The sequence below is a fragment of the Arsenophonus endosymbiont of Bemisia tabaci Q2 genome (assembly GCF_902713415.1).
Classification (GTDB): domain Bacteria; phylum Pseudomonadota; class Gammaproteobacteria; order Enterobacterales; family Enterobacteriaceae; genus Arsenophonus.
In genome coordinates this window covers 1-20,050 of the sequence record NZ_CACTIE010000038.1, presented here as the reverse complement: position 1 = coordinate 20,050, position 20,050 = coordinate 1, and the positions used below count along the sequence as shown (strand labels likewise).

Here is a 20,050-nt window from a genome sequence, read left to right as displayed (position 1 = left end):
AGCTATAACAGGCATTATTACCCACAGTGGAAATCGAAAAATAATATCGCTAGATAGAAATATTTTAGTAATTTTAAATATGGGATCTGCGAGTAAATGAAATAATGGAGAAAAAATGTTAGAAATATTCGATGTGAACTACAACCTTTTGACTGAAAAAAATCAAAAGAATTATTTACGCTAAGAAAAGAAACATTTAAAGATCGCCTTAACTGGGCAGTTAATTGTATTAATGGCATGGAGTTTGATGAATATGATAATGACAAAGCTAACTATTTATTTGGCGTAAGAAGTTTATTTGGCGTAAGAAGTAACACCATCATCTGTAGTGTTAGATTTATTGAAATGCAATTTCCTAATATGATCACAGGCACATTTTCCCCTTTTTTCAAGCATCTCAATCTCCCTAAAGGAAACTATATTGAATCAAGCCCCTTTTTTTTTGGCTAAAAACGGAATAAGCCAGGGAAATGATAATAAAGATCCCGTCTGTTCTATACTATTTTTAGCAATCCTTAATTACTCAAAAAAATACCAGTATATGGTATTCTCACCATAGTTAGTCGTGCTATGTTGAAGATTTTAGAGCGTTCTGGTTGGGATATCTCAATTATCGAAAAAGGGATATCCGAAAAACACGAAAAAGTATATTTGATGCTTTTACCTACAGACTCTGGAAGCCAAAACCAACTCATTCTAAAAATAAGAAACCATTATGACAGCCTTATTAATAATAAATTGAAGCAATGCCCCCCATTAGCATTAGTATATCCATCATTTGGAGACAGATTTAATTAGTTGTAATTCGACACCAAGTCTTATTGCATGCTTAGCATTTAAGACACCTAATTTTTTCATAACATTGCCGATATGAAATTTTACTGTACCCAACTTTATACCTAGTATGGTTGCAATTTCCTGGTATGTTTTTCCCATACTAGCCCAGTATAAAATTTCATTTTCACGCGGTGAAAAAAAATCTTTCCCATCTGCTGGCATAGAGTAGGTTTGTTGAATCATCTCTCGATATAGGGAGGTGATTTTTTCATGAATAGTAAGCAAAAGCATTTGCAAGTCACCCTTGCTCTTTTCTAGCTTTTCTTCTATTATATCCATAGCTCCATCTTCATTCATCAAAATCGATAGGATAGCAAGATAGTTATTACAATTATGAAGCACAAAAGTATAACCATTCGTAATACTATAATTTTTTAAGATATTAAAAATCTTTCTCAAACCATTTAAATCCTTAACAGAAAATCTTTCATTCCAAGAAAAAGGGGTAATTCGACTAAAAGCAGCTAAGACAACTGGATCTATTTGTTGATATTGCCTTTGTTTATATATATCAATCCATTCCGTCGGATAATTTGAGATGATTAACATGCGCATTGGGTCTCTCTTATTAAGAATCATATATGCATATTTGAAATCTCCAAAAACAACAAATTTTCTATCTAAATAATTTTTTACTGAGTTATCTATTTCATCATTACCATAAAATAACTCTGACATCTAATATCACCTCAAAAGTAAAATAATAAACTTCCGTGTTAAGACAAAAAAGTATAGTACAAAACTAGACTTAAGTCTAACTACAATCGAAGCATAAAAAAGGGTAAAGTTAGTATTAGATTTATATAAAAACAATAAAAAAACCTGACCTCATGTAAGGTCAGGCTGCTAAGTTGGCCAACACCAGGGAAATTTATTTCTCAATATTATAAAGCTATATATAGTCAGCAGAACCAAGACGTCTCTGCTGGCTTTATAGATTTTTTTCATCATAATTTGCCATTAATACCTCATTTTTCTTCGCAATACTTTAATTTTCACTTATATATCAATATTCACTTATATATCAATATATTAACCTTAACAAAGAAGTAAACTTTTGCTTACAAATTTATTTATAATTAAATCAATATATCGGCTAATTAGCCATATTTCATTCTAAAAATCAGTTTAATCTATATCTCAATTGCTCTATAAATTTCATTTAGTTATATATCGAACATCCTACATATTAAAATTATCTAAGCATTTTACGATATAAAAACATTATGAATGGCTTATATTCTTTATGAAAATAAATGTACTAAATAAGCAACATTTTTCCATAGATGCTTATCATGATTGAATTTTTCAATATTCTGTCACTAATTAACAATATCTTTTTTAAAAAAACAACATTATAACAATACAAGTGCGTTATTTAGCCACGCTAACAATTTAAAAAAATACCTTAACTTAATAAACTAGTATGATTTTGAGTACTGAATAGTGGCTTACTACTAATATTATTTGATTATATTTTTACTAAATTAATTTTTGATTAATTACATGAAAAACAATGACTATTCAACCAATTGGCTCGATACGATTTACTAACTCACGTAACTACTGTGCTAACTGATCAACAGTTTTTTCTCTGGTAGCAGCTTCTACCGTTAAATTTTCCAAAGTATTGTCGTTATCTCGGATATTGATACCGTTGCGGTAGAGGAAAGTCATGGTCACAAAAAACGCGGTACACTCATTGCCATCATTAAAAATGTGATCTCTGGTGATAGCAACCCAGTAAGTGGCAAACAACTCAAAAATATCCGTAACACCGTCATAATGTGCACGATTTTGCACCTCGTAAATAAGAGCTTCCGTTCTGCTAGGATCCGGCATACCAGAAACGCCGCGAAGCCATTGCAATATACCGGTCATGAAAAGCAATAACTTCCTGTGCGCTGACCCATATCATCGCTTTTTCAATGCCTCTACAGTATGCCCATGGCGCTGTATAATCACATCAAACTCCGCATCCAGCTTAGCGTTCTGGTATGCCTCGAATTCAGCCTTGCTGATAACTACTGCTGAACTTCCATCCCTACGGGTGATTTCAACGGGTTCACTATGAGTGGCAGCATCCAGCACTTCTGACATATTAACGCGGGCTTGAGTGGAAGTGTATGTACGCATGATATGTCTCCTAAACATGATATGTCTCCTAAAGTGTACATTTAAATTGTACGTCGAACATCTGTATTGTGCAACTATATGAAAAGAAATGAGTGATGGGGCCATTAAACATTGAAATTGACGTATATAATACTTGTTTATTTTTTATTAGCTTGGAAAATAAAATATAGCTCACTACCGTCTCAGCATCTTACAAAGAGTTTTCCAATTCATATTCATGTTCTTTTTTATATGTCGTTAAATTTTCGCATATTTTATTGAGGGTGTCCTTAAATTAGTGTACTTAAAACCAACTATAGCTAAGCGACTTAATTTTGATTACACCATATTGAGTGCGAACAAAATATCTGTGTCGCATCCGAGCGCTCTTTTTTTGCATTTAGCTTGTGCCCATTTATGTTCAATTAGATTAAGATCTGGCGAATAGGTAGGCAAATATTCCACCATATGCGCCGCATCGATGATGACTTGTTGAATACTCTGTTTCTTGTGAAAAGTTGCATTATCCATCATGATTACACTGTTTTTAGGAAGTACTGGGATAAGGACTTGGGTGACCGATGCATAGAAAACATCGCTGTTAATATTGATATCAAATAATCCAATAGCAAACAGCGTTTTGCCCAATAAAGCGCCGATATAGCTAAGCGACTTAATTTTGATGACATTATTTATATGAGCTATTCAATTGATTTTAGACGTAAAGTGATATTTACGATGGAAGAAGAAGGGTTGAGTATCCGAGAAACAGCGAAGCAATTTCGGATTGGCTCTGCATCTGTATCGCGTTGGATTAATCAAATATAGCTGAGCGACTTTAAAATGATTACAAGTAATTACTCTATATCAGTAAATTTATATTGGAGAAAAACACATATTTTGTAATCAAAATTAAGACGCTTAGCTATATCATATGAAACTTCTTGAATTAAAAAGCCAGTATTTGCACTTGCTTATTGGTATTAGTTGCAAGTTATGATATCTAGTGAATTTACTTGAGAATCTACTCGATGTTTTGAATCTGCTCACGCATTTGTTCTATTAATACTTTTAATTCAACAGCAGAATTAGTCACTTGGCTATTAATAGACTTTGAGGCCAAGGTATTAGATTCACGATTAAACTCCTGCATCATAAAATCTAACCGACGGCCGACAGCTTCTTGTTTTTTAAGAATATTACGTGTTTCTTTGACATGAGCATCCAGCCTATCAAGCTCTTCTGCAACATCAATACGTTGCGCTAATATGATAAGCTCTTGTTCTAATCGATTATTATCTATCTGAATTTCTGCCTCCTCTAATTTTATTTGTAAGCGCTCACGCTGCCATTTTAAAATTTCAGGCATTTGACGACGAACCGCTTGAATTTTCTGACAAACAGCATCTAGCCGTTGCTCAATCATTATTTTTAGCATCTTGCCTTCGCTTTCCCGATTGAAAATAAAATCATCTAAAGCAAGTTCTAATTGTTTAAGCAAATGCTTACAAATAACATCCAAATTCTGTTCTTGAGCCGACATAACACCAGGCCAGCGAAGAATTTCTAACGGATTAATTTCTCCTTCACCACTACTCTGTTTTACCCAGTTAGCAGTTCTAATCAATTGGTTAGCTAACTCTTCATTCAGCACTAATTCACTCTGTTGGTGTGAACTAAGTTCAAAACGTAAACTACACTCTACTTTCCCTCGGGTTAATCTGGCACGTAGACGCTCACGAATAACAGGTTCCAGACTTCTAAATTGTTCCGGCAAGCGAATATAAGTTTCAAGATAACGTTGGTTAACGGAACGCAGCTCCCAAGCCGCATTTCCCCATTCACTTTTTATGTCTCGTCGTGCGAAAGCGGTCATACTATGGATCATATTTCGTTCCTATAAATAAAAATTAAATTATAACCTTGAGTGAAACCATAGGATAGGCATTCAATGTCGAAGAACGTATAATGCGCCACCAGCATTGTTTAACTACGGAGATAACACCATGCGTCCAGAGAATAGAGAAGCTAATCAGCTGCGCCCTATAAAAATCACCCGCCAATATACTAAACATGCCGAAGGCTCTGTTCTGATTGAGTTTGGTGATACCAAAGTATTATGTAACGCCACAATCGAAGAAGGCGTTCCCCGCTTTTTAAAAGGCCAATCACAAGGTTGGATAACAGCGGAATACGGTATGCTACCACGGGCAACAAATTCTCGTAATATACGCGAAGCAGCAAAAGGCAAACAAACAGGTCGCACCATGGAGATACAACGCCTTATTGGCCGTTCTCTGCGTGCCGCCGTTGATTTAAAGCAATTAGGTGAATATACCATTACACTAGATTGTGATGTTATTCAGGCTGATGGAGGGACTCGTACCGCTGCAATTTCTGGTGCCTGTGTCGCTTTAGCTGACGCATTAAATAAAATGGTCGCAGAAGGAAAATTAAAAAAAAGCCCACTTAAATCGATGGTTGCTGCGGTTTCTGTCGGCATAGTGGATGGCAAACCTATTTGTGATCTAGAATATATTGAAGACTCTGCCGCAGAAACAGATATGAATGTTGTCATGATAGATAATGGTAAAATGATCGAAATTCAAGGTACTGCCGAAGGTGAGCCATTTAGTCATGAAGAGCTGCTATCACTGCTTTCTTTAGCAAAAAATGGTTTACAAATTATTTTTACCGCCCAAAAGGAAGCATTAGAACAATAAATTTTAATCATCTGTTTAACGGTCTTTTTATAGCAATTAATTAAAGTCAGAATAAATTAAAGAGGAAAATTTAATGAAAGGTTATCAGCGCGAATTTATTAAACTCGCCATGAAAAAAAAAGCATTGAAATTTGGTGAATTTACGTTGAAATCTGGTCGTAAGAGCCCCTATTTTTTCAATGCTGGCCTCTTTAATACAGGAAAAGATTTAGCTGCACTCGGTCATTTTTATGCCCAAGCGTTTATGGATCATAATCCTACTTGTGACATTATTTTTGGTCCGGCCTATAAAGGTATTCCGATCGTAACAACCATGGTAGTTTCACTATCTGAGCATTATCACTTCGATAAGCCTTACTGTTTTAATCGTAAAGAAGTTAAAAAACATGGAGAAGGTGGGGAATTAGTCGGTAGCCCATTAAAAGGAAACGTTGTAATCGTTGACGACGTTATTACAGCAGGAACTGCAATCAAAGAATCTGCAGAAATAATTAAGCGACATAAAGCTAAACTTAGTGCTTTTATATTAAGTCTAGATCGTCAGGAGAAAGGTGAAAAGAATCTATCCGCCGTCCAAGAAATCGAAAAAAAATTCAAATGCAAAGTATTTTCTATTATCACTTTGAATGATTTAATTAATTATTTAAGTGAAAATCCGAATATGTCAACCCATATAGCTACGATGAAAGCTTATCGTGAGAATTACGGTATCACTCCCTCTTAACAAATAAAAAAATTAGCAATTTTATTAACCCACTAACATAAAAAAAACTCCGCCCAAATATCAGGCGGAGTGAGTAGTACAATTAATTATTGCAACTGCGCCAAGATGATAGGCCAGCGTGCATCAAATTCTTTAGCTGGGCAATACCGAAATTCTGAACGTACAAAACGTGATAGCATCCCCTCACAAAACACTAATAATTGAGATGCTAATAAGCTCTCATCATAACTAAAACTTTGCTTATCACGTATTTTTCTTTCCTTTAAAACCTGTCTAAATTGCGCTTCGATACGTTCAAATAATTGGCTAATCCTATCTTGTAACTGAACTTGCTCAAACATCAACGCATGTACCGTGATTATTCGTGTCAATCCAGGATTTTTCTCCGCAAAACCGAGTATCAACATTAAAATCAACCGAATACGCCTAATGGTATCTTTTTCATCTTGAAGAATAAGATTAATCTGTGAAATTAAAGAATTTTCAATAAATTCAATAAGACTATCAAACATTTTTCCCTTACTAGGGAAATGCCGATAAAGTGCTGCTTCAGATACACCAACATGACTTGCCAACTTAGCTGTGGTCTGTGGTAATGCGTTTACTACCATCACTCGTTTTCAACATTTGCGCAAACACCTGCAAGATTTCCTCACGCCTGTTTTTCTTCTTTATTATCTCTTTTCCTGCCATGGCGAAACAAGACCCCTGATAAAATAACAAAACAGACCACGCAATCCTTGCCTTTCATTATGTATAAAGCACAAAATTTAACAAATTTATAATATTTTATAAATAACAAGATTATTATTGACGAGCGGAATGACCAAAACCACCGCTACCTCGTTTTGTCTTTTCAAAATCTTGTACCAGATCAAATTCAACTTGAACAATTGGTACAAAAACTATTTGTGCTATACGCTCACCAGGTTCAATAGTAAAACTTGTATCACCACGATTCCAGACTGAAACCTTCAATTCACCTTGATAATCAGAATCGATTAAACCGACTAAATTTCCTAATACAACACCATGTTTATGTCCTAAACCTGAACGGGGAAGAATGACTGCAGCTAATTGTTGATCTGCAATATGCACTGCTAATCCTGTAGGTAATAGCTGAGTTTGACCTGGTTCTAATTGAATAGCCTGATCTAAGCAAGCTCGTAAATCTAACCCAGCAGATCCTTCTGTCGCATAAGTTGGAAACGGAAATTTATTTCCTACACGAGGATCAAGAATTTTAATGTCTATTTTTTTCTTCATAACGTTGAAGTATCTCATCGAGTAAACAGTGACCAAGCTCTAATTTATGGATATGTGGTAAATGTATCTCTTTATCTTCCCAAAATAAATTCAAGGCATTGCTTTCTGAATTAAACCCATGATCAGCTAATGAAACATCATTTGCACAAATAAGATCCAGATTTTTTTGGGTACGCTTATTACGGGCATATTCTTCCACATTTTGTGTCTCTACTGCAAATCCAACGACATAAGGACGATTTTTAGTCAATTTACCAACACTTTCTACAATATCAGGATTTTTTACCAATGTCAGAGTAATTTCATCTGCCTGCTTTTTAATTTTTTCTTTTGTAAACTCTTTTGGTCGATAATCAGCAACTGCGGCACATCCAATAAAAATATCTTTATTATCAATTATATTATGTACTTGACTATACATTTCCAACGCGCTTACAACATTAATACGTTTAACACCTGCTGGTGTTGGTAAATTAACTGGACCGGTAATAAGTGTTACATTAGCCCCTCGTTTTGCAGCAGCTTGCGCTATCGCGAAACCCATCTTCCCTGAACTATGATTAGTCACAAAACGAACGGGATCAATTTCTTCTTGTGTTGGCCCCGCAGTAATTGCTAAATGCAGATTTACCATATCTAGCTTATGCTGAAAACTATTCTTAGCTAATTCAACAATAGCTAACGGCTCTAACATTCGACCAGGGCCAACATCACCACAAGCTTGACTACCTTCATCTGGGCCCCAAACTAAAACATTGCGTTCTTTAAGTATTGCAATATTTTGCTGAGTAATATTAGCGCGATACATTTGCTGATTCATTGCCGGTACGACAGCTATTGTTGCCTCTGAAGCTAAACAGACCGTTGTTAATAAATCATTAGTCATACCAACAGATAAACGAGCCAGCAAATCTGCAGTTGCAGGCGCTAAAATAATTAAATCTGCCCATTTAGCTAATTCAATATGACCCATTGCTGCCTCTGCGGCAGGATCCAATAAATCATCTGCAACTGGATAGCCCGAAACAGCCTGTAGCGTCAACGGTGTAATGAAAGATTTGGCAGCATTCGTCATTACCACACGTACAATTGCACCATGGTCACGCAAACGACCAACTAATTCTGGTATTTTATAAGCAGCAATACCACCACTAATGCCAAGTACGATATGTTTACCTGTAAGTTTTGGCATCATATATATCCAAATTCAAATGATGAGTCTACTGATATTACCATAAGCTGAAGTTTAGGTGAGAATACCATCAATTTTTATCTATAAAAAAACTTTTTTGCAAAACACTACGCAACTACGCTAGAAAATTTTGGCCCATATTTTGGCATGCTGTAACCTGTCAAAGCTACAAGGAAATAGACAGGAAAAACATATGGACGAAATAAATTATGCACTTCAACCTAGAGAAAAGCTTTTAGCTTATGGGGTATATCATCATTAAGTAACCAAGAGCTTTTGGCCATTTTTCTTCACACAGGATTGCCTGGATTTCCGGTTTTAATATTGGCTGAAAACTTATTAAAAGAATTTGGCTCGTTGCACAAACTATTAACTGCTAATTATCAACAATTTTCAGCGCACAAAGGATTAGGAGTTTGTAAGTATTCACAATTACAAGCGATTGGTGAAGTCGCTAAACGATTTTTTTACACAACAACTTATTAATCAAACTATTATGAGAAGCCCTAAGCACTTAAAAAAATATCTACTCGATTTTTATCTTGGACAGGATAGAGAAATTTTTATTGTATTATTCTTAAACAACTAAAATCAAATTATCTGCTATGAAGAAATGTTTAAAGGCACCATAAATCGCGTAGAAGTACATCCAAGAGAAATTTTAAAGCATGCGGTTAAAGTAAATGCAGTATCCATTATACTTGCACATAATCATCCTTCGGGTAACCCATAGCCCAGTTTAGCGGATAAAATTTTCACCGAAAAAATTGCTAATGCTTGCCGTTTGATAGATATAAAATTGCTTGACCATTTTGTCGTCACTCATAAAAATGCCTTTCATTTTTCGAACTTAGCCTACTCTAGTACCATATTTTGACTAATAATAAATAGCAACTTTATTAGTTCTTGGCTTGAGTGAAAGCCCTAGAGAGCGTATAATAATATGTCACCTTTTAGGATCTCGGGTTTGAGAAGAAGAGCTTATCTCAGTAAGTTTTACTGAAGTTAAGTTATTTTTTATATTAAGAAAATTTGCTGAGATAGGCGTCCAAGTCTGACGAGGCAGTCATTCCCGATATAAAGCTCGAGCTGATTAGATTTTTGGAGAAATAGACATGTCACGAGTCTGTCAAGTTACTGGTAAGTGCCCGATGAGTGGTAACAAACGCTCACACGCAATGAATGCAACTAAACGCCGCTTTCTGCCAAACCTGCACTCTCACCGTTTCTGGATTGAATCTGAGAAACGTTTCGTAAAGCTTCGTGTGTCAGCAAAAGGCATGCGTATAATCGATAAACAAGGGATCGACGCAGTTCTTGCTGAGCTTCGCACCCGTGGTGAGAAATACTAAGGAGCTAAAAAATGGCTAAAAGTATTCGCGATAAAATTAAACTGGTTTCTTCTGAAGGTACAGGTCACTTCTATACTACAACGAAGAACAAACGTGCTATGCCTGACAAATTGGAAATGAAAAAATTCGATCCAGTTGTTCGTAAGCATGTGATTTATAAAGAAGCTAAAATTAAATAACTTTTTAATAAAAAACCCAGCGTAAGCTGGGTTTTTTATATACTATTTGGTGTGTATAAAGCAAAGCTTTATAATATTATTCACATTTTTATTCATTCCATTCTTTTCACAATAAGATCTACGCCCTATTTGAAAAATTTATATCTCACTTTTAATATTCTTATTTATCATCAAGAAATAAATCGTTAATGGCTTAAAATACGACATAAGTTATTATTACTGGCTAGTGGTATGGTACCTAAGAAAAGTTGTCCAAAGATTCAATACTAAAAATATTAAGACATTTTAGCCTTGAGTTAATTAAACCAATTAAATTGGTCAGTCGCAATTTAAGTAAGTTTAAATTCTCAACTTTATCTGATATCAAATATTTATTAATTTATCGACAGTAACAGTTACTCATGTTGGTAGAAAAATAGATAATATTTCAGTGCATTTTTTTTCTAACTAAAATAAAAATATAAAAAGGTATAACAACTCCATATCACCTCTAGTGAAAGATCATTGACCACCAAACTGCTGTTTATAAGTATTTAACCGATTATATAGAAAACAGCCAACCTAAAGATTTTATGATATGATTAATACCGATAAAAAGAAAAGTAACTACTAGGCGTTTTTATAGCTATTGCAACGACTAAAAATATCGGCTAAGTGCTGAGGAATGCAAAGAACGATTTGAATAAAACTAAAATTTTAATTAATGCTTTAATAGCAAATAGCTTTATTAATTTTATCTTAAAATAGACTAAAAAAATCTGTTTCAATATAATAAATAACCTTTTGAAAAAATTATCAAATATAAATAATTATTAAAAATAAGAAACCCCTATTATTTTATTCACTAAGTTTGAACTTACATATCGATATAATTTTTCTTTAAATAAAAAAATTACTCAGAAAGTCAAGAATTACTATTTTTTAGATAAAAAATAAACATCTAAAATTTATCTCTAAAGTGAAATAAACGGTGCATGTAAAATTATTACCATAATTACTCAATCTGTTAACAGAAACTTGAAGAGTAACAAAAATTATTCAGTTTTTGTTATAATAAACTAAATCAAAAAATCGAGTTATCTTATTTTCATACTAGCCATATAATCTTTGACCACTGTCGATTCAAACTTTCTAAAAATATTTATGGATATTTCTATTTAAAAAATAGATAGATAGCGTGATATGTAGTAAAAAATAGTAGATAATAAATTAAAAATCAGTAATTTTTTGTTAAAAAATTAATAATATTAAAAGTCCTTTACTTTATATAAATTCAAATTTTTATTATTTTTTCAAATCTGCTGAAATGTTTTAAAATAAAAGTTATTTTTAATACCAAAATAGGTAACCATTTAGATTATTCTAATAAATTAACTATCTTAAATTTGTTGAATTTATAATGATAACATTGGTCAAAAATCAGATAAACTTATAAAAAACAATTCAAGAGTGACTGCAGAAAGTGGATAAACAATTTAAAAAAATTCTGATCATTAAAATGCAATTTCATGGAGATATGTTGCTAACAACACCTGTTGTTAGCACGCTCAAAAAAAATTATCCAGCCGCTAAAATTGATATTCTTCTCTATCAAGATACAATACCAATCTTGTCTGAAAATATAGAAATTCATGCACTTTATGGGATTAAAAACAAAAAAAATAACACAATAACTAAATTAGTTAACTTTATTTTAATAATCAATAGATTACGAAAAAATCATTATGATTTAATTATAAATTTAGCTGATCAATGGATTGTACCTCTTTTGGTAAGATGTATCCCTGCCAAGATAAAAGTTTCTCAGCAATTCAACCATAGAAATACAAACTATTGGTCTGAAAGTTTCACACATATGGTTAAACCAACGGGAAAACATGTTGTTCAACAAAATCTCTCTATATTAAAACCACTTCAACTTAATACTTTGTATTCCAGTACAACAATGACTTATCAAAAAAACGATTGGGAAAAAATTAATCACCGATTAATATCTCTAGGGGTACATAGTAGTTATGTTGTTATCCAACCAACAGCTAGACAAAAATTTAAGTGCTGGAATGATGAAAAATTTGCTCAGGTAATTGATAATCTACAATCTAGAGGATACCAGGTGATACTAACATCAGGTCCCAGTAAAAATGATCTCAGCTGTGTGGCTAATATTGCACAACAATGTCGTCAATCACCCATTATCGAATTTGCAGGAAAAATAACATTTCCAGAATTAGGTGCTCTAATTAGCCATGCTGCCTTATTCATCGGTGTAGATTCAGCACCAATGCATATTGCAGCAGCATTAGAAACCCCCATTATTTGCTTGTTCGGTGCGACAGATCATCAATATTGGAAACCATGGAGTAAAAACGTTATTCAAATTTGGGCTGGCAATTATGAAAAAATGCCAGAACGACATGAACGTGATCGCAATAAAAAGTATCTATCAATAATTCCAGTTAAAGATGTTATCACGGCTACAAAAAAAATGTTACCAATGGATATACAAACCATAAAATCTGAGATAGAGATATAATTCGATGGAAATTGCATTTTGTTTATACAAATATTTCCCTTTTGGTGGACTACAAAGAGATTTCATTCAGATTCTCTCTGCTTGCCAAAAACGAGGAGGGCATCAAATACGTGTTTACATAATGGTATGGGATGGTGAAATTCCTGCTGATATTAACGTTATAATAATCCCAGTTAAAGCACATACAAATAATGGGCGTAATGAAGCATTTTATCATCAGGTCAAAACACATTTAACCCAGCATCCGGCTGATATTATTGTCGGTTTTAATAAGATGCCAGGATTAGATATTTATTATGCAGCAGATGTTTGTTATGCAGAAAAAGTTGAAAAAGAAAAAGGTTTTTTTTATAAACTGACCAAACGATACAAACATTATATTGCTTATGAAAAAGCGGTTTTTGATGCAGACAGTCACACCAAATTATTAATGCTTACCCAACATCAAATTAATGATTTTAAAAAACATTACAAAACACCTGACGCACGTTTTTATCTGTTAGCACCTGGCATTGACCTTAGTAGAAAATATGACCAACAAATTATTGACGCAAAACCAATTTATCGTAAAAAAAATCCTATCTCTGAAGACCAATTTCTTTTATTACAAGTCGGTTCAGATTTTAAACGTAAAGGCGTAGATAGAACACTCAAATCAATAGCTTCCCTGCCTGACAAAATAAAAAATAAGACTATGTTAATGGTAGTAGGACAAGACTCACCTACCCGTTATCAACGGCTAGCAAAAAATTTGGGGATAGATAAACAAGTTTTATTTTTTCAGGGGCGTAATGATATAGGAGAATTGATGGCTGCTGCTGATATGTTAATCCATCCTGCCTATCAAGAAGCTGCTGGCATAGTATTAATCGAAGCCATTGCAGCGGGTTTACCAGTAATTACAACAGATATTTGTGGCTATGCGTTCTATATCAAACATGCAGATTGTGGCATAGTAATAGATGAGCCTTATAAACAGAAAAATCTTAATAATGCTTTAACAACAAGTTTAACTAATAAATCTCTATTAAAACAATGGGCGAAATCTGCACGCCACTTTGCTGATACTCAAGATTTATACAGTTTGCCTGAAAAAGCTGCAGATATTATTTTGGGATGCCAGCATGCTTGAACTTAAACAACCTTTTAAAAACTTATGGCAAGGCAAAGATCCCTTTATAGAAATAGAAAAATTAGATGGTAAAATTTTTCGTCAATTAGAAACACGCAAAACATTATGCTTTATGCTCAATGAAAAAAGTTATTTTCTCAAAATTCATTATGGTACTACGTTAAAAGAAGTATTAAAAAATCTATTTTCTTTACGCTTACCAGTATTAGGTGCGGATAGAGAATGGAAAGCAATCCATCGTCTAACTGAGGCAGGCATTGACACTATGCATCGTAAAGCTTTCGGTCAAAAAGGAATTAATCCTTTACGCCGTAAGTCATTTATTATTACCGAAGCGCTGATTCCAACCATTAACTTAGAAAAGTACTGCGCAAATTGGAAAAATTCAGCTCCCCAATTTAGTACTAAAAAAATATTAATTTGTCGAATGGCTGAAATAGTACGTAAAATGCATGCATGTGGTGTCAATCATCGCGATTGCTATATTTGCCATTTTTTATTACATTTGCCCTTTGACGGCGATGACAAAAAATTAAAGATTTCAATCATTGATTTGCATCGTGCCCAAATACGTCAGCATGTACCAAAAAGTTGGAAGGATAAGGATTTGATTGGATTATATTTTTCATCACTGAATATTGGTTTAACCCAACGAGATATTTTTCGTTTTATGCAGATTTATTTTTCTGATAATTTTAAAAATATTCTCAACAAGGAAAAAAAATTGATATCAAGCGCTAATATTAAAGCAGAAAGAATAAAAGAAAGAACCGTTAGGAGAGGATTATAACTCTAACCGTTTTTTTATAAAAAATTTTAGGAAATATGTATAGTACATGTATTTTGAAAAGCATAAAGTTATTACACAAAAACTCTGCTTAACGCCAAATTTGCATGCTGATTGCCACCCTAAATTCCATATTGCCTATGGGGCAGACAAAAATTTTTTATATGGTTGCGGAATTTCGATAACATCAATTGCACTACATAATATTAATAATAATAATTGTTTCCATATATTTACCGATTATTTTGATCATGAGTAAGAAACCTTGTTCGATACCCTTGCGCAACAATATAAAATTGAAATAAATATTTATTTAGTTGACGATTAGAGCTTAAAATCATTACCTAGTACTAAAAACTGGTCCTATGCCACCTGCTTTAGATTCATCATTGCTGACTATTTTTAAAATAAATTAGATAAAATTTTATACTTAGATGCAGATATCATATGTAATAATGATTTAGATAGATTACAAAACATTCACTTCAATAATAATGAAATTGCTGCAGTTGTAACAGAAAAAGATGAAAAATGGTGGCAAAAAAGAGCATCGGAATTAGAAGTAGAAAATATCTCGCAAGGATATTTTAATGCTGGATTTTTATCCATTAATCTTAATCGCTGGGCAGAAGAGGATATTTCAACGCAGGCAATGAGGTTACTTAAAAATAATGCGTTAAAAAATAAATTCTCTTTTTTAGACAAAAATGTTTTAAGCATGCTAGCTAGCAAATAAAATAATCTATCTAAAAAAATATAATACTGAATATAGTATAAATTATGGTCTGAAAAGCGTTAAAGATGCTGCATTTGCTATTGATACGATTTTTATTCACTATATTGGCCCGACCAAGCCATGGCATGAGTGGGCAATATCGCCTTTTCCCCAACCATTCATAAAAGCAAAAAATGCTTCCCCTTGGCAAAATAAACCGCTATTAAAAGCAGAAAGCGTACATCTTTTAAGGTATTGCGCTAAACATAAATTCAAACAAAGAAAGTACCACGAAGGTTTATAGAATTATACTCACTATTATTTAGCAAAATTTAAAATTCTCTTTAAAAGAGTTAAGGGGCTTATGTTTATCATGAAGCATTTTATAAAACAAAGTTTTAATATTGCGGGGAAAAAATTTTCTTGAAAAGAATAAAAATTTTAACATTGCTTATGGCGTTGATAAAAATTTCCTACTTGGTGCAGCGATATCAATAAATTCCGTATTAATAAATAATATTGATACAAATTTCAATTTTCACCTGTTTACTGATTATATTGATGACGAATATATACAACGTTTCCAAAAATGATAACAAAGTATAATTCTAATATAATTATCTATCTGTTAGATGCTGAAGAATTAAAAAAACTATCAACCTCAGATTTCTGGTCTTATGCAACCTATTTTAGATTAATCGCTTTTGAATATTTAAGTACGAACATAAACTCTATTTTATATCTAGATGCTGATGTTATTTGAAAAGTCAGCCTAAAAGAACTATTTCAGCTAAACTTAGCGAATTGTTTTGCCGCCGTGGTACTCGATGTCGACAACATGCAGCAATCAAGTGCAACTCGACTAAAGTTAACCGATTTAAATGGCAAATATTTTAATGCCGGCGTAATCTATGTAAATTTAAAGAAATGGGTTGAAAATGATTTATCCAAAAAATTATTATAACTGGTACGCGGAAAAACAAATTTTTGATAAATTAAAATACCTTTATCAAGATGCACTAAATATATTATTTCAGACGCAAAACATCTATTTATCTCGTGATTATAACTGTATATATACGTTGAAAAATGAATTAACTTACCATGATTTATCCAAATACAAAAATACCATAACTGATAGCACTATTCTTATTTACTATACTGGCGTCAAAAAACCCTGGCATACTTTGGGTATTAATTATCCGGCCAGTCAATTTTTTTTCAACTCATATATTCACTCGCCGTGGAATGATCAGCTATTAAAAATCTCAGAAAAGAGAACGGAACTAAAAGAAAAATATAAGCATCTATTTTTACAACATAAATATTTGCATGGTTTGTTATGTTTAATTAAATATAAATTACTAAAAAAATAATTTTAAAGCACTTTACAGATAGGTACTTTCACTTAGCTAATTAATCAATTTTTGATCGCTATTCAGTGTTAATGCTATTCCTATTATGATAGCCATATTTGAAACTGCAAATGTTTCAAACAAACCTCTAACAATCATATCACCGATAAATATCAACATCAGGATCAAAAAACCATCTTTTGCCGTATTATTAGGATATCCATTAAATAAATGGATAAAAATTGAAACAAAAAGATACAGGATAGCAATTAGTCCAAATATTCCAGCGGAAAACCAAATTGACAAAACTGTATTATGAGGCCAAAGCGATTTTTTAAAAACCCAGTCAGGATAATCAATTACCCTTTCATTATAAATTTTATAAAATAAGTGCTCGCCATAGCCATAACCGGTTATTGGATTCTCTTTAATCAAATCTAATGCTGAATCCTGAGTACCATTACCATATCGATGACTACTATTAGTTTGCTCTAATTTAAAAAATAATCTATCAAACTGACCTTGATTAACTTTCGCTAAACCTGAAAATAAGATACTGCAAGCAATAACAGAAATAATCGGCAATTTGATTTCTTTTTTTACTAAAAACCAAATAATAAATATTACTGCAATAGATAACCATGTACCTCGCTGTAATGTGCCGATTTTTATTGCGACAAAAATAACCGAAAGTGAGAAAAATAAGATCTTATTTTTACACCTTTATATAATCAAAAAGAAAATAAAGCGGGTGCAATAAACATTAACCAATCAGAAATATATCGATGTTCAAATGCTGATAACGGCATGATACCTTAATGATATTCACCAATATATTGCAAAATTTCCTTAATGGCTAATGGTAAAATAGAAAAAATTAAAGAGAAAATTAATAGCTTAGTTATGTGCTCTTTCTTTTCTCGATAAAGTACTATCGCAATAGCCATTGCGGTAATAAATAATTTTTCGACAACACTTTTATTAATAGATTTTAATGAAATGTTCACATCTTTAGAAATAATTAATGAATAAAACATTGCCAAAATAAAAATAATAGAGATAAAAATAAGTTATTCTTAAATATACTGAAAACACATTTTCTATCTTTAATTAAAGAGAAAATTGCAGTAAAATAAATTAATCCAGATAAGGCATGTTTATAACGTGTAACATCATCAAGAAAAATAAATAGCAATAAAAAATACTCTCCCTAAATTCCAATAAGATTGGTAATTAAATCATTTATTAATTATAGAGATAATCTTCTTCATTTGCACTCCAGATAACATATTAACGCATTCTATTCTATAGACTAACCAACACAAGATATAGCTAAGCGTCTTAATTTTAATTACAGAATATATGTTTTTCTCCAATATAAATTTACTGATATAGAGTAATTACTTGTAATCATTTTAAAGTCGCCCAGCTATAAATGCAAAAAAGAGCGCTCGGATGCGACACAGATATTTTGTTCGCACTCAATATGGTGTAATCAAAATTAAGTCGCTTAGCTATAGTATACGCATCTTAACCAAGCAACAATTAGCCGAAAAACACGATCATATCGACTTGATTCTAGCCGATGGCAAAATATTGCGTTATAAAGATCCCAGACGTTTTGGTGCCTGGTTATGGACTAATGACCTGTGTCTAATTGCTCTGTACTTTCCCATCTAGGGCCGGAACCGCTTTTTATCGATTTTAACGCCGATTATCTTTATCAACGAACAAAAAGTAAAAAAACCGCCATCAAACCTTGGTTAATGGATAATAAAGTCGTCGTCGGTGTAGGAAATATTTATGCTAATAAGGCACTATTTGCTGCCAAAATTCTCCTAATCAGAGCTGCACATTTATTGACAAAAAAAGAGATCAGCAATTTAGTTATTCAAATTAAACAAGTTCTTCAACGTTCAATAGAACAGGGTGGAACAACATTGAAAGATTTTTTACAGTCAGATGGCAAACCGGGTTATTTTGCTCAACAACTGTTTGTTTATGGTAAAAAAGATCAAGCTTGTACCCATTGTGGTCAACTGATTGAATCAATAAAACTAGGGGAAGATAGTACTTTTTTCTGTCATAGTTTCCAAAAATAAACTTAAGTATAACTTATTTTTATTGTTCAATTTTTTGCAAGATTGCTTTAGCTATTGGTTCTGGTATAAAAGATGAAATATCACCGCCATGGCGGGCAACATCTTTAATCAAAGAAGAAGAAACAAACGACAACTTCGGAGAAGGTAATAAAAAGATGGTTTCTAAATCAGCCATTAGATGACTATTCATATTAGCCAGCTGACATTCATATTCAAAATCTGATACGGTTCGCACACCTCTAATTAAAATATTAGCCTGGTGTTTTTGCGCAAAATTTACCGTGAGCCCACAAAACCCGATTACTTCAACGTTAGTTAAATGTTTTGTCTGTTCTTTAGCAAACAAAATACGTTCATCCAGGGTAAACATCGGATTTTTACACGAACTATCAGCAATAGCCAATATTAGCTGTTCAAATATTAAAGCAGCGCGCTCTATAATATCCGAGTGGCCGTAAGTTATAGGATCAAAAGTACCAGGGTAAATTGCTTTTTTTCATAAAGTTATTTTCACTAATAACGAACAACTGAACACATATTATCGTATTGTTTAAGCATATTGAACAATTATAGCTAAGCGACTTAATTTTGATTACACCATATTGAGTGCGAACAAAATATCTGTGTCGCATCCAAGCGCTCTTTTTTTGCATTTAGCTTGTGCCCATTTATGTTCAATTGGATTAAGATCTGGCGAATAGGTAGGCAAATATTCCACCATATGCCTCGCATCGATGATGACGTATTGAATAGTCTGTTTCTTGTGAAAAGTTGCATTATCCATCATGATTACACTCTTTTTAAGAAGTTCTGGGATAACGACTTGGGTGACCCCTGCATAGAAAAGATCGCTGTTAATATTGATATCAAATAATCCGATAGCAAACAGCGTTGTGCCCAATAAAGCGCCGATAACATTTGTTCTTCCTTTAGCTCCCCAGTTCTTGAGACCAACACACCGTTGACCTGTCGGGGAATAGCCGTGAGTCCGCGGGGTATCGTCTGAAAAAGCACTTTCATCAATAAAAACAATACGCT

The 20,050-nt window shown here is 32.9% G+C and carries 24 protein-coding genes and 7 pseudogenes; 17 read left to right on the top strand and 14 right to left on the bottom strand.

Annotated elements, in window-relative coordinates:
• Nucleotides 1-219: 219 nt before the first annotated feature.
• Nucleotides 220-450 (top strand): annotated as a pseudogene (locus ARSQ2_RS14530) (acyl-homoserine-lactone synthase); the annotation flags it as partial.
• Nucleotides 422-798: pseudogene (locus tag ARSQ2_RS02530) on the top strand (acyl-homoserine-lactone synthase). The pseudogenes ARSQ2_RS14530 and ARSQ2_RS02530, both read left to right, overlap by 29 nt.
• On the opposite strand, the gene ARSQ2_RS02525 reads toward ARSQ2_RS02530, so the two are convergent.
• The 4 genes and pseudogenes from ARSQ2_RS02525 to ARSQ2_RS02510 form a co-directional block, all read right to left on the bottom strand.
• The gene (locus ARSQ2_RS02525; RefSeq protein WP_181994252.1) at nt 775-1,515 is read right to left on the bottom strand and encodes a helix-turn-helix transcriptional regulator; all 741 of its coding nucleotides are present in this window, start codon (nt 1,513-1,515) and stop codon (nt 775-777) included. The pseudogene ARSQ2_RS02530 and the gene ARSQ2_RS02525 sit on opposite strands and share 24 nt — an antisense overlap.
• An 885-nt stretch (nt 1,516-2,400) precedes the next feature.
• Nucleotides 2,401-2,755, bottom strand: a pseudogene (locus ARSQ2_RS02520) (type II toxin-antitoxin system death-on-curing family toxin).
• Nucleotides 2,752-2,973, bottom strand: coding sequence for a type II toxin-antitoxin system Phd/YefM family antitoxin (locus tag ARSQ2_RS02515; RefSeq protein WP_181994251.1), 222 nt, complete (start codon nt 2,971-2,973; stop codon nt 2,752-2,754). Before ARSQ2_RS02515 ends, ARSQ2_RS02520 begins: the two are co-directional and overlap by 4 nt.
• Before the next feature lie 318 nt (nt 2,974-3,291).
• Nucleotides 3,292-3,600, bottom strand: coding sequence for a transposase (locus ARSQ2_RS02510; RefSeq protein WP_181994250.1), 309 nt, complete (start codon nt 3,598-3,600; stop codon nt 3,292-3,294).
• A 48-nt stretch (nt 3,601-3,648) separates the two neighbouring features.
• Here ARSQ2_RS02510 and ARSQ2_RS02505 point away from each other — a divergent pair, with 48 nt between their 5' ends.
• The gene (locus tag ARSQ2_RS02505; protein ID WP_181994222.1) at nt 3,649-3,780 is read left to right on the top strand and encodes an IS630 transposase-related protein; all 132 of its coding nucleotides are present in this window, start codon (nt 3,649-3,651) and stop codon (nt 3,778-3,780) included.
• 196 nt (nt 3,781-3,976) lie between these two features.
• Here ARSQ2_RS02505 and ARSQ2_RS02500 read toward each other — a convergent pair whose 3' ends face one another.
• A complete protein-coding gene (locus ARSQ2_RS02500; RefSeq protein WP_181994249.1) occupies nt 3,977-4,840 on the bottom strand; it encodes a YicC/YloC family endoribonuclease in 864 nt (287 codons plus the stop codon).
• A 118-nt stretch (nt 4,841-4,958) separates the two neighbouring features.
• On the opposite strand from ARSQ2_RS02500, the gene rph reads away from it, so the two are divergent.
• Entirely contained in the window at nt 4,959-5,675 is a 717-nt protein-coding gene (rph, locus tag ARSQ2_RS02495; RefSeq protein WP_181994248.1) for a ribonuclease PH, read from the top strand.
• Between the two features lie 73 nt (nt 5,676-5,748).
• Nucleotides 5,749-6,399 carry an orotate phosphoribosyltransferase gene (gene pyrE, locus ARSQ2_RS02490; RefSeq protein ID WP_181994247.1) on the top strand — a complete coding sequence of 217 codons (651 nt, stop codon included), beginning with the start codon at nt 5,749-5,751 and terminating at the stop codon, nt 6,397-6,399.
• Between the two features lie 86 nt (nt 6,400-6,485).
• Here pyrE and slmA read toward each other — a convergent pair.
• From slmA to coaBC, 3 genes and pseudogenes are all read right to left on the bottom strand, one after another.
• Nucleotides 6,486-7,092: pseudogene (slmA, locus tag ARSQ2_RS02485) on the bottom strand (nucleoid occlusion factor SlmA).
• A 114-nt stretch (nt 7,093-7,206) separates the two neighbouring features.
• A complete protein-coding gene (gene dut / locus ARSQ2_RS02480) occupies nt 7,207-7,665 on the bottom strand; it encodes a dUTP diphosphatase (RefSeq protein ID WP_181994246.1) in 459 nt (152 codons plus the stop codon).
• Nucleotides 7,643-8,857, bottom strand: a complete 1,215-nt coding sequence (gene coaBC, locus ARSQ2_RS02475; RefSeq protein ID WP_181994256.1) for a bifunctional phosphopantothenoylcysteine decarboxylase/phosphopantothenate--cysteine ligase CoaBC — start codon at nt 8,855-8,857, stop codon at nt 7,643-7,645. Before coaBC ends, dut begins: the two co-directional genes overlap by 23 nt.
• Before the next feature lie 193 nt (nt 8,858-9,050).
• On the opposite strand from coaBC, the pseudogene radC reads away from it, so the two are divergent.
• The 11 genes and pseudogenes from radC (at nt 9,051) to ARSQ2_RS12275 (ending at nt 16,931) form a co-directional block, all read left to right on the top strand.
• Nucleotides 9,051-9,734, top strand: a pseudogene (gene radC, locus ARSQ2_RS02470) (RadC family protein).
• Nucleotides 9,735-9,972: 238 nt separating this feature from the next.
• The gene (gene rpmB, locus ARSQ2_RS02465; protein WP_181994245.1) at nt 9,973-10,209 is read left to right on the top strand and encodes a 50S ribosomal protein L28; all 237 of its coding nucleotides are present in this window, start codon (nt 9,973-9,975) and stop codon (nt 10,207-10,209) included.
• A gap of 11 nt (nt 10,210-10,220) precedes the next feature.
• The gene (gene rpmG / locus ARSQ2_RS02460) at nt 10,221-10,388 is read left to right on the top strand and encodes a 50S ribosomal protein L33 (protein ID WP_181994244.1); all 168 of its coding nucleotides are present in this window, start codon (nt 10,221-10,223) and stop codon (nt 10,386-10,388) included.
• A 1,462-nt stretch (nt 10,389-11,850) separates the two neighbouring features.
• The gene (gene rfaQ / locus ARSQ2_RS02455; protein WP_181994243.1) at nt 11,851-12,921 is read left to right on the top strand and encodes a lipopolysaccharide core heptosyltransferase RfaQ; all 1,071 of its coding nucleotides are present in this window, start codon (nt 11,851-11,853) and stop codon (nt 12,919-12,921) included.
• A gap of 4 nt (nt 12,922-12,925) precedes the next feature.
• The gene (locus tag ARSQ2_RS02450) at nt 12,926-14,053 is read left to right on the top strand and encodes a glycosyltransferase family 4 protein (protein ID WP_181994242.1); all 1,128 of its coding nucleotides are present in this window, start codon (nt 12,926-12,928) and stop codon (nt 14,051-14,053) included.
• Entirely contained in the window at nt 14,046-14,843 is a 798-nt protein-coding gene (gene rfaP / locus ARSQ2_RS02445) for a lipopolysaccharide core heptose(I) kinase RfaP (protein WP_181994241.1), read from the top strand. Before ARSQ2_RS02450 ends, rfaP begins: the two co-directional genes overlap by 8 nt.
• 46 nt (nt 14,844-14,889) lie before the next feature.
• On the top strand, nt 14,890-15,099 hold the full coding sequence (locus ARSQ2_RS14525; protein ID WP_420837721.1) for a glycosyltransferase: 210 nt from the start codon (nt 14,890-14,892) through the stop codon (nt 15,097-15,099).
• A gap of 162 nt (nt 15,100-15,261) precedes the next feature.
• Entirely contained in the window at nt 15,262-15,576 is a 315-nt protein-coding gene (locus ARSQ2_RS12285) for a glycosyltransferase (RefSeq protein ID WP_338078233.1), read from the top strand.
• A 1-nt stretch (nt 15,577) separates the two neighbouring features.
• Nucleotides 15,578-15,859, top strand: coding sequence for a glycosyltransferase family 8 C-terminal domain-containing protein (locus ARSQ2_RS13510; RefSeq protein ID WP_338078232.1), 282 nt, complete (start codon nt 15,578-15,580; stop codon nt 15,857-15,859).
• Nucleotides 15,860-15,959: 100 nt separating this feature from the next.
• A pseudogene (locus ARSQ2_RS13500) lies at nt 15,960-16,519 on the top strand (glycosyltransferase family 8 protein).
• Nucleotides 16,494-16,931: a glycosyltransferase family 8 C-terminal domain-containing protein gene (locus tag ARSQ2_RS12275; RefSeq protein ID WP_238334259.1), complete on the top strand. Its 438-nt coding sequence runs from the start codon at nt 16,494-16,496 to the stop codon at nt 16,929-16,931. Before ARSQ2_RS13500 ends, ARSQ2_RS12275 begins: the two are co-directional and overlap by 26 nt.
• Before the next feature lie 36 nt (nt 16,932-16,967).
• Here ARSQ2_RS12275 and ARSQ2_RS02430 read toward each other — a convergent pair whose 3' ends face one another.
• The 3 genes from ARSQ2_RS02430 to ARSQ2_RS02420 form a co-directional block, all read right to left on the bottom strand.
• A complete protein-coding gene (locus ARSQ2_RS02430; protein ID WP_255487194.1) occupies nt 16,968-17,594 on the bottom strand; it encodes an O-antigen ligase family protein in 627 nt (208 codons plus the stop codon).
• Between the two features lie 131 nt (nt 17,595-17,725).
• On the bottom strand, nt 17,726-17,953 hold the full coding sequence (locus tag ARSQ2_RS02425) for a hypothetical protein (protein WP_181994240.1): 228 nt from the start codon (nt 17,951-17,953) through the stop codon (nt 17,726-17,728).
• Between the two features lie 195 nt (nt 17,954-18,148).
• Nucleotides 18,149-18,286 carry a hypothetical protein gene (locus tag ARSQ2_RS02420; protein WP_181994239.1) on the bottom strand — a complete coding sequence of 46 codons (138 nt, stop codon included), beginning with the start codon at nt 18,284-18,286 and terminating at the stop codon, nt 18,149-18,151.
• A gap of 70 nt (nt 18,287-18,356) precedes the next feature.
• Here ARSQ2_RS02420 and mutM point away from each other — a divergent pair.
• Nucleotides 18,357-19,012 (top strand): annotated as a pseudogene (gene mutM, locus ARSQ2_RS02415) (bifunctional DNA-formamidopyrimidine glycosylase/DNA-(apurinic or apyrimidinic site) lyase); the annotation flags it as partial.
• A gap of 19 nt (nt 19,013-19,031) precedes the next feature.
• On the opposite strand, the gene coaD reads toward mutM, so the two are convergent.
• From coaD to ARSQ2_RS02400, 3 genes are read right to left on the bottom strand one after another with little or no spacing between them, the layout of a single operon-like run.
• A complete protein-coding gene (coaD, locus tag ARSQ2_RS02410; protein ID WP_181994254.1) occupies nt 19,032-19,499 on the bottom strand; it encodes a pantetheine-phosphate adenylyltransferase in 468 nt (155 codons plus the stop codon).
• A complete protein-coding gene (locus tag ARSQ2_RS02405) occupies nt 19,480-19,665 on the bottom strand; it encodes a hypothetical protein (RefSeq protein WP_181994238.1) in 186 nt (61 codons plus the stop codon). Before ARSQ2_RS02405 ends, coaD begins: the two co-directional genes overlap by 20 nt.
• Nucleotides 19,605-20,036: a transposase gene (locus ARSQ2_RS02400; RefSeq protein ID WP_181994253.1), complete on the bottom strand. Its 432-nt coding sequence runs from the start codon at nt 20,034-20,036 to the stop codon at nt 19,605-19,607. The genes ARSQ2_RS02405 and ARSQ2_RS02400 overlap by 61 nt, the downstream gene beginning before the upstream one ends.
• Between the last annotated feature and the right edge of the window lie 14 nt (nt 20,037-20,050).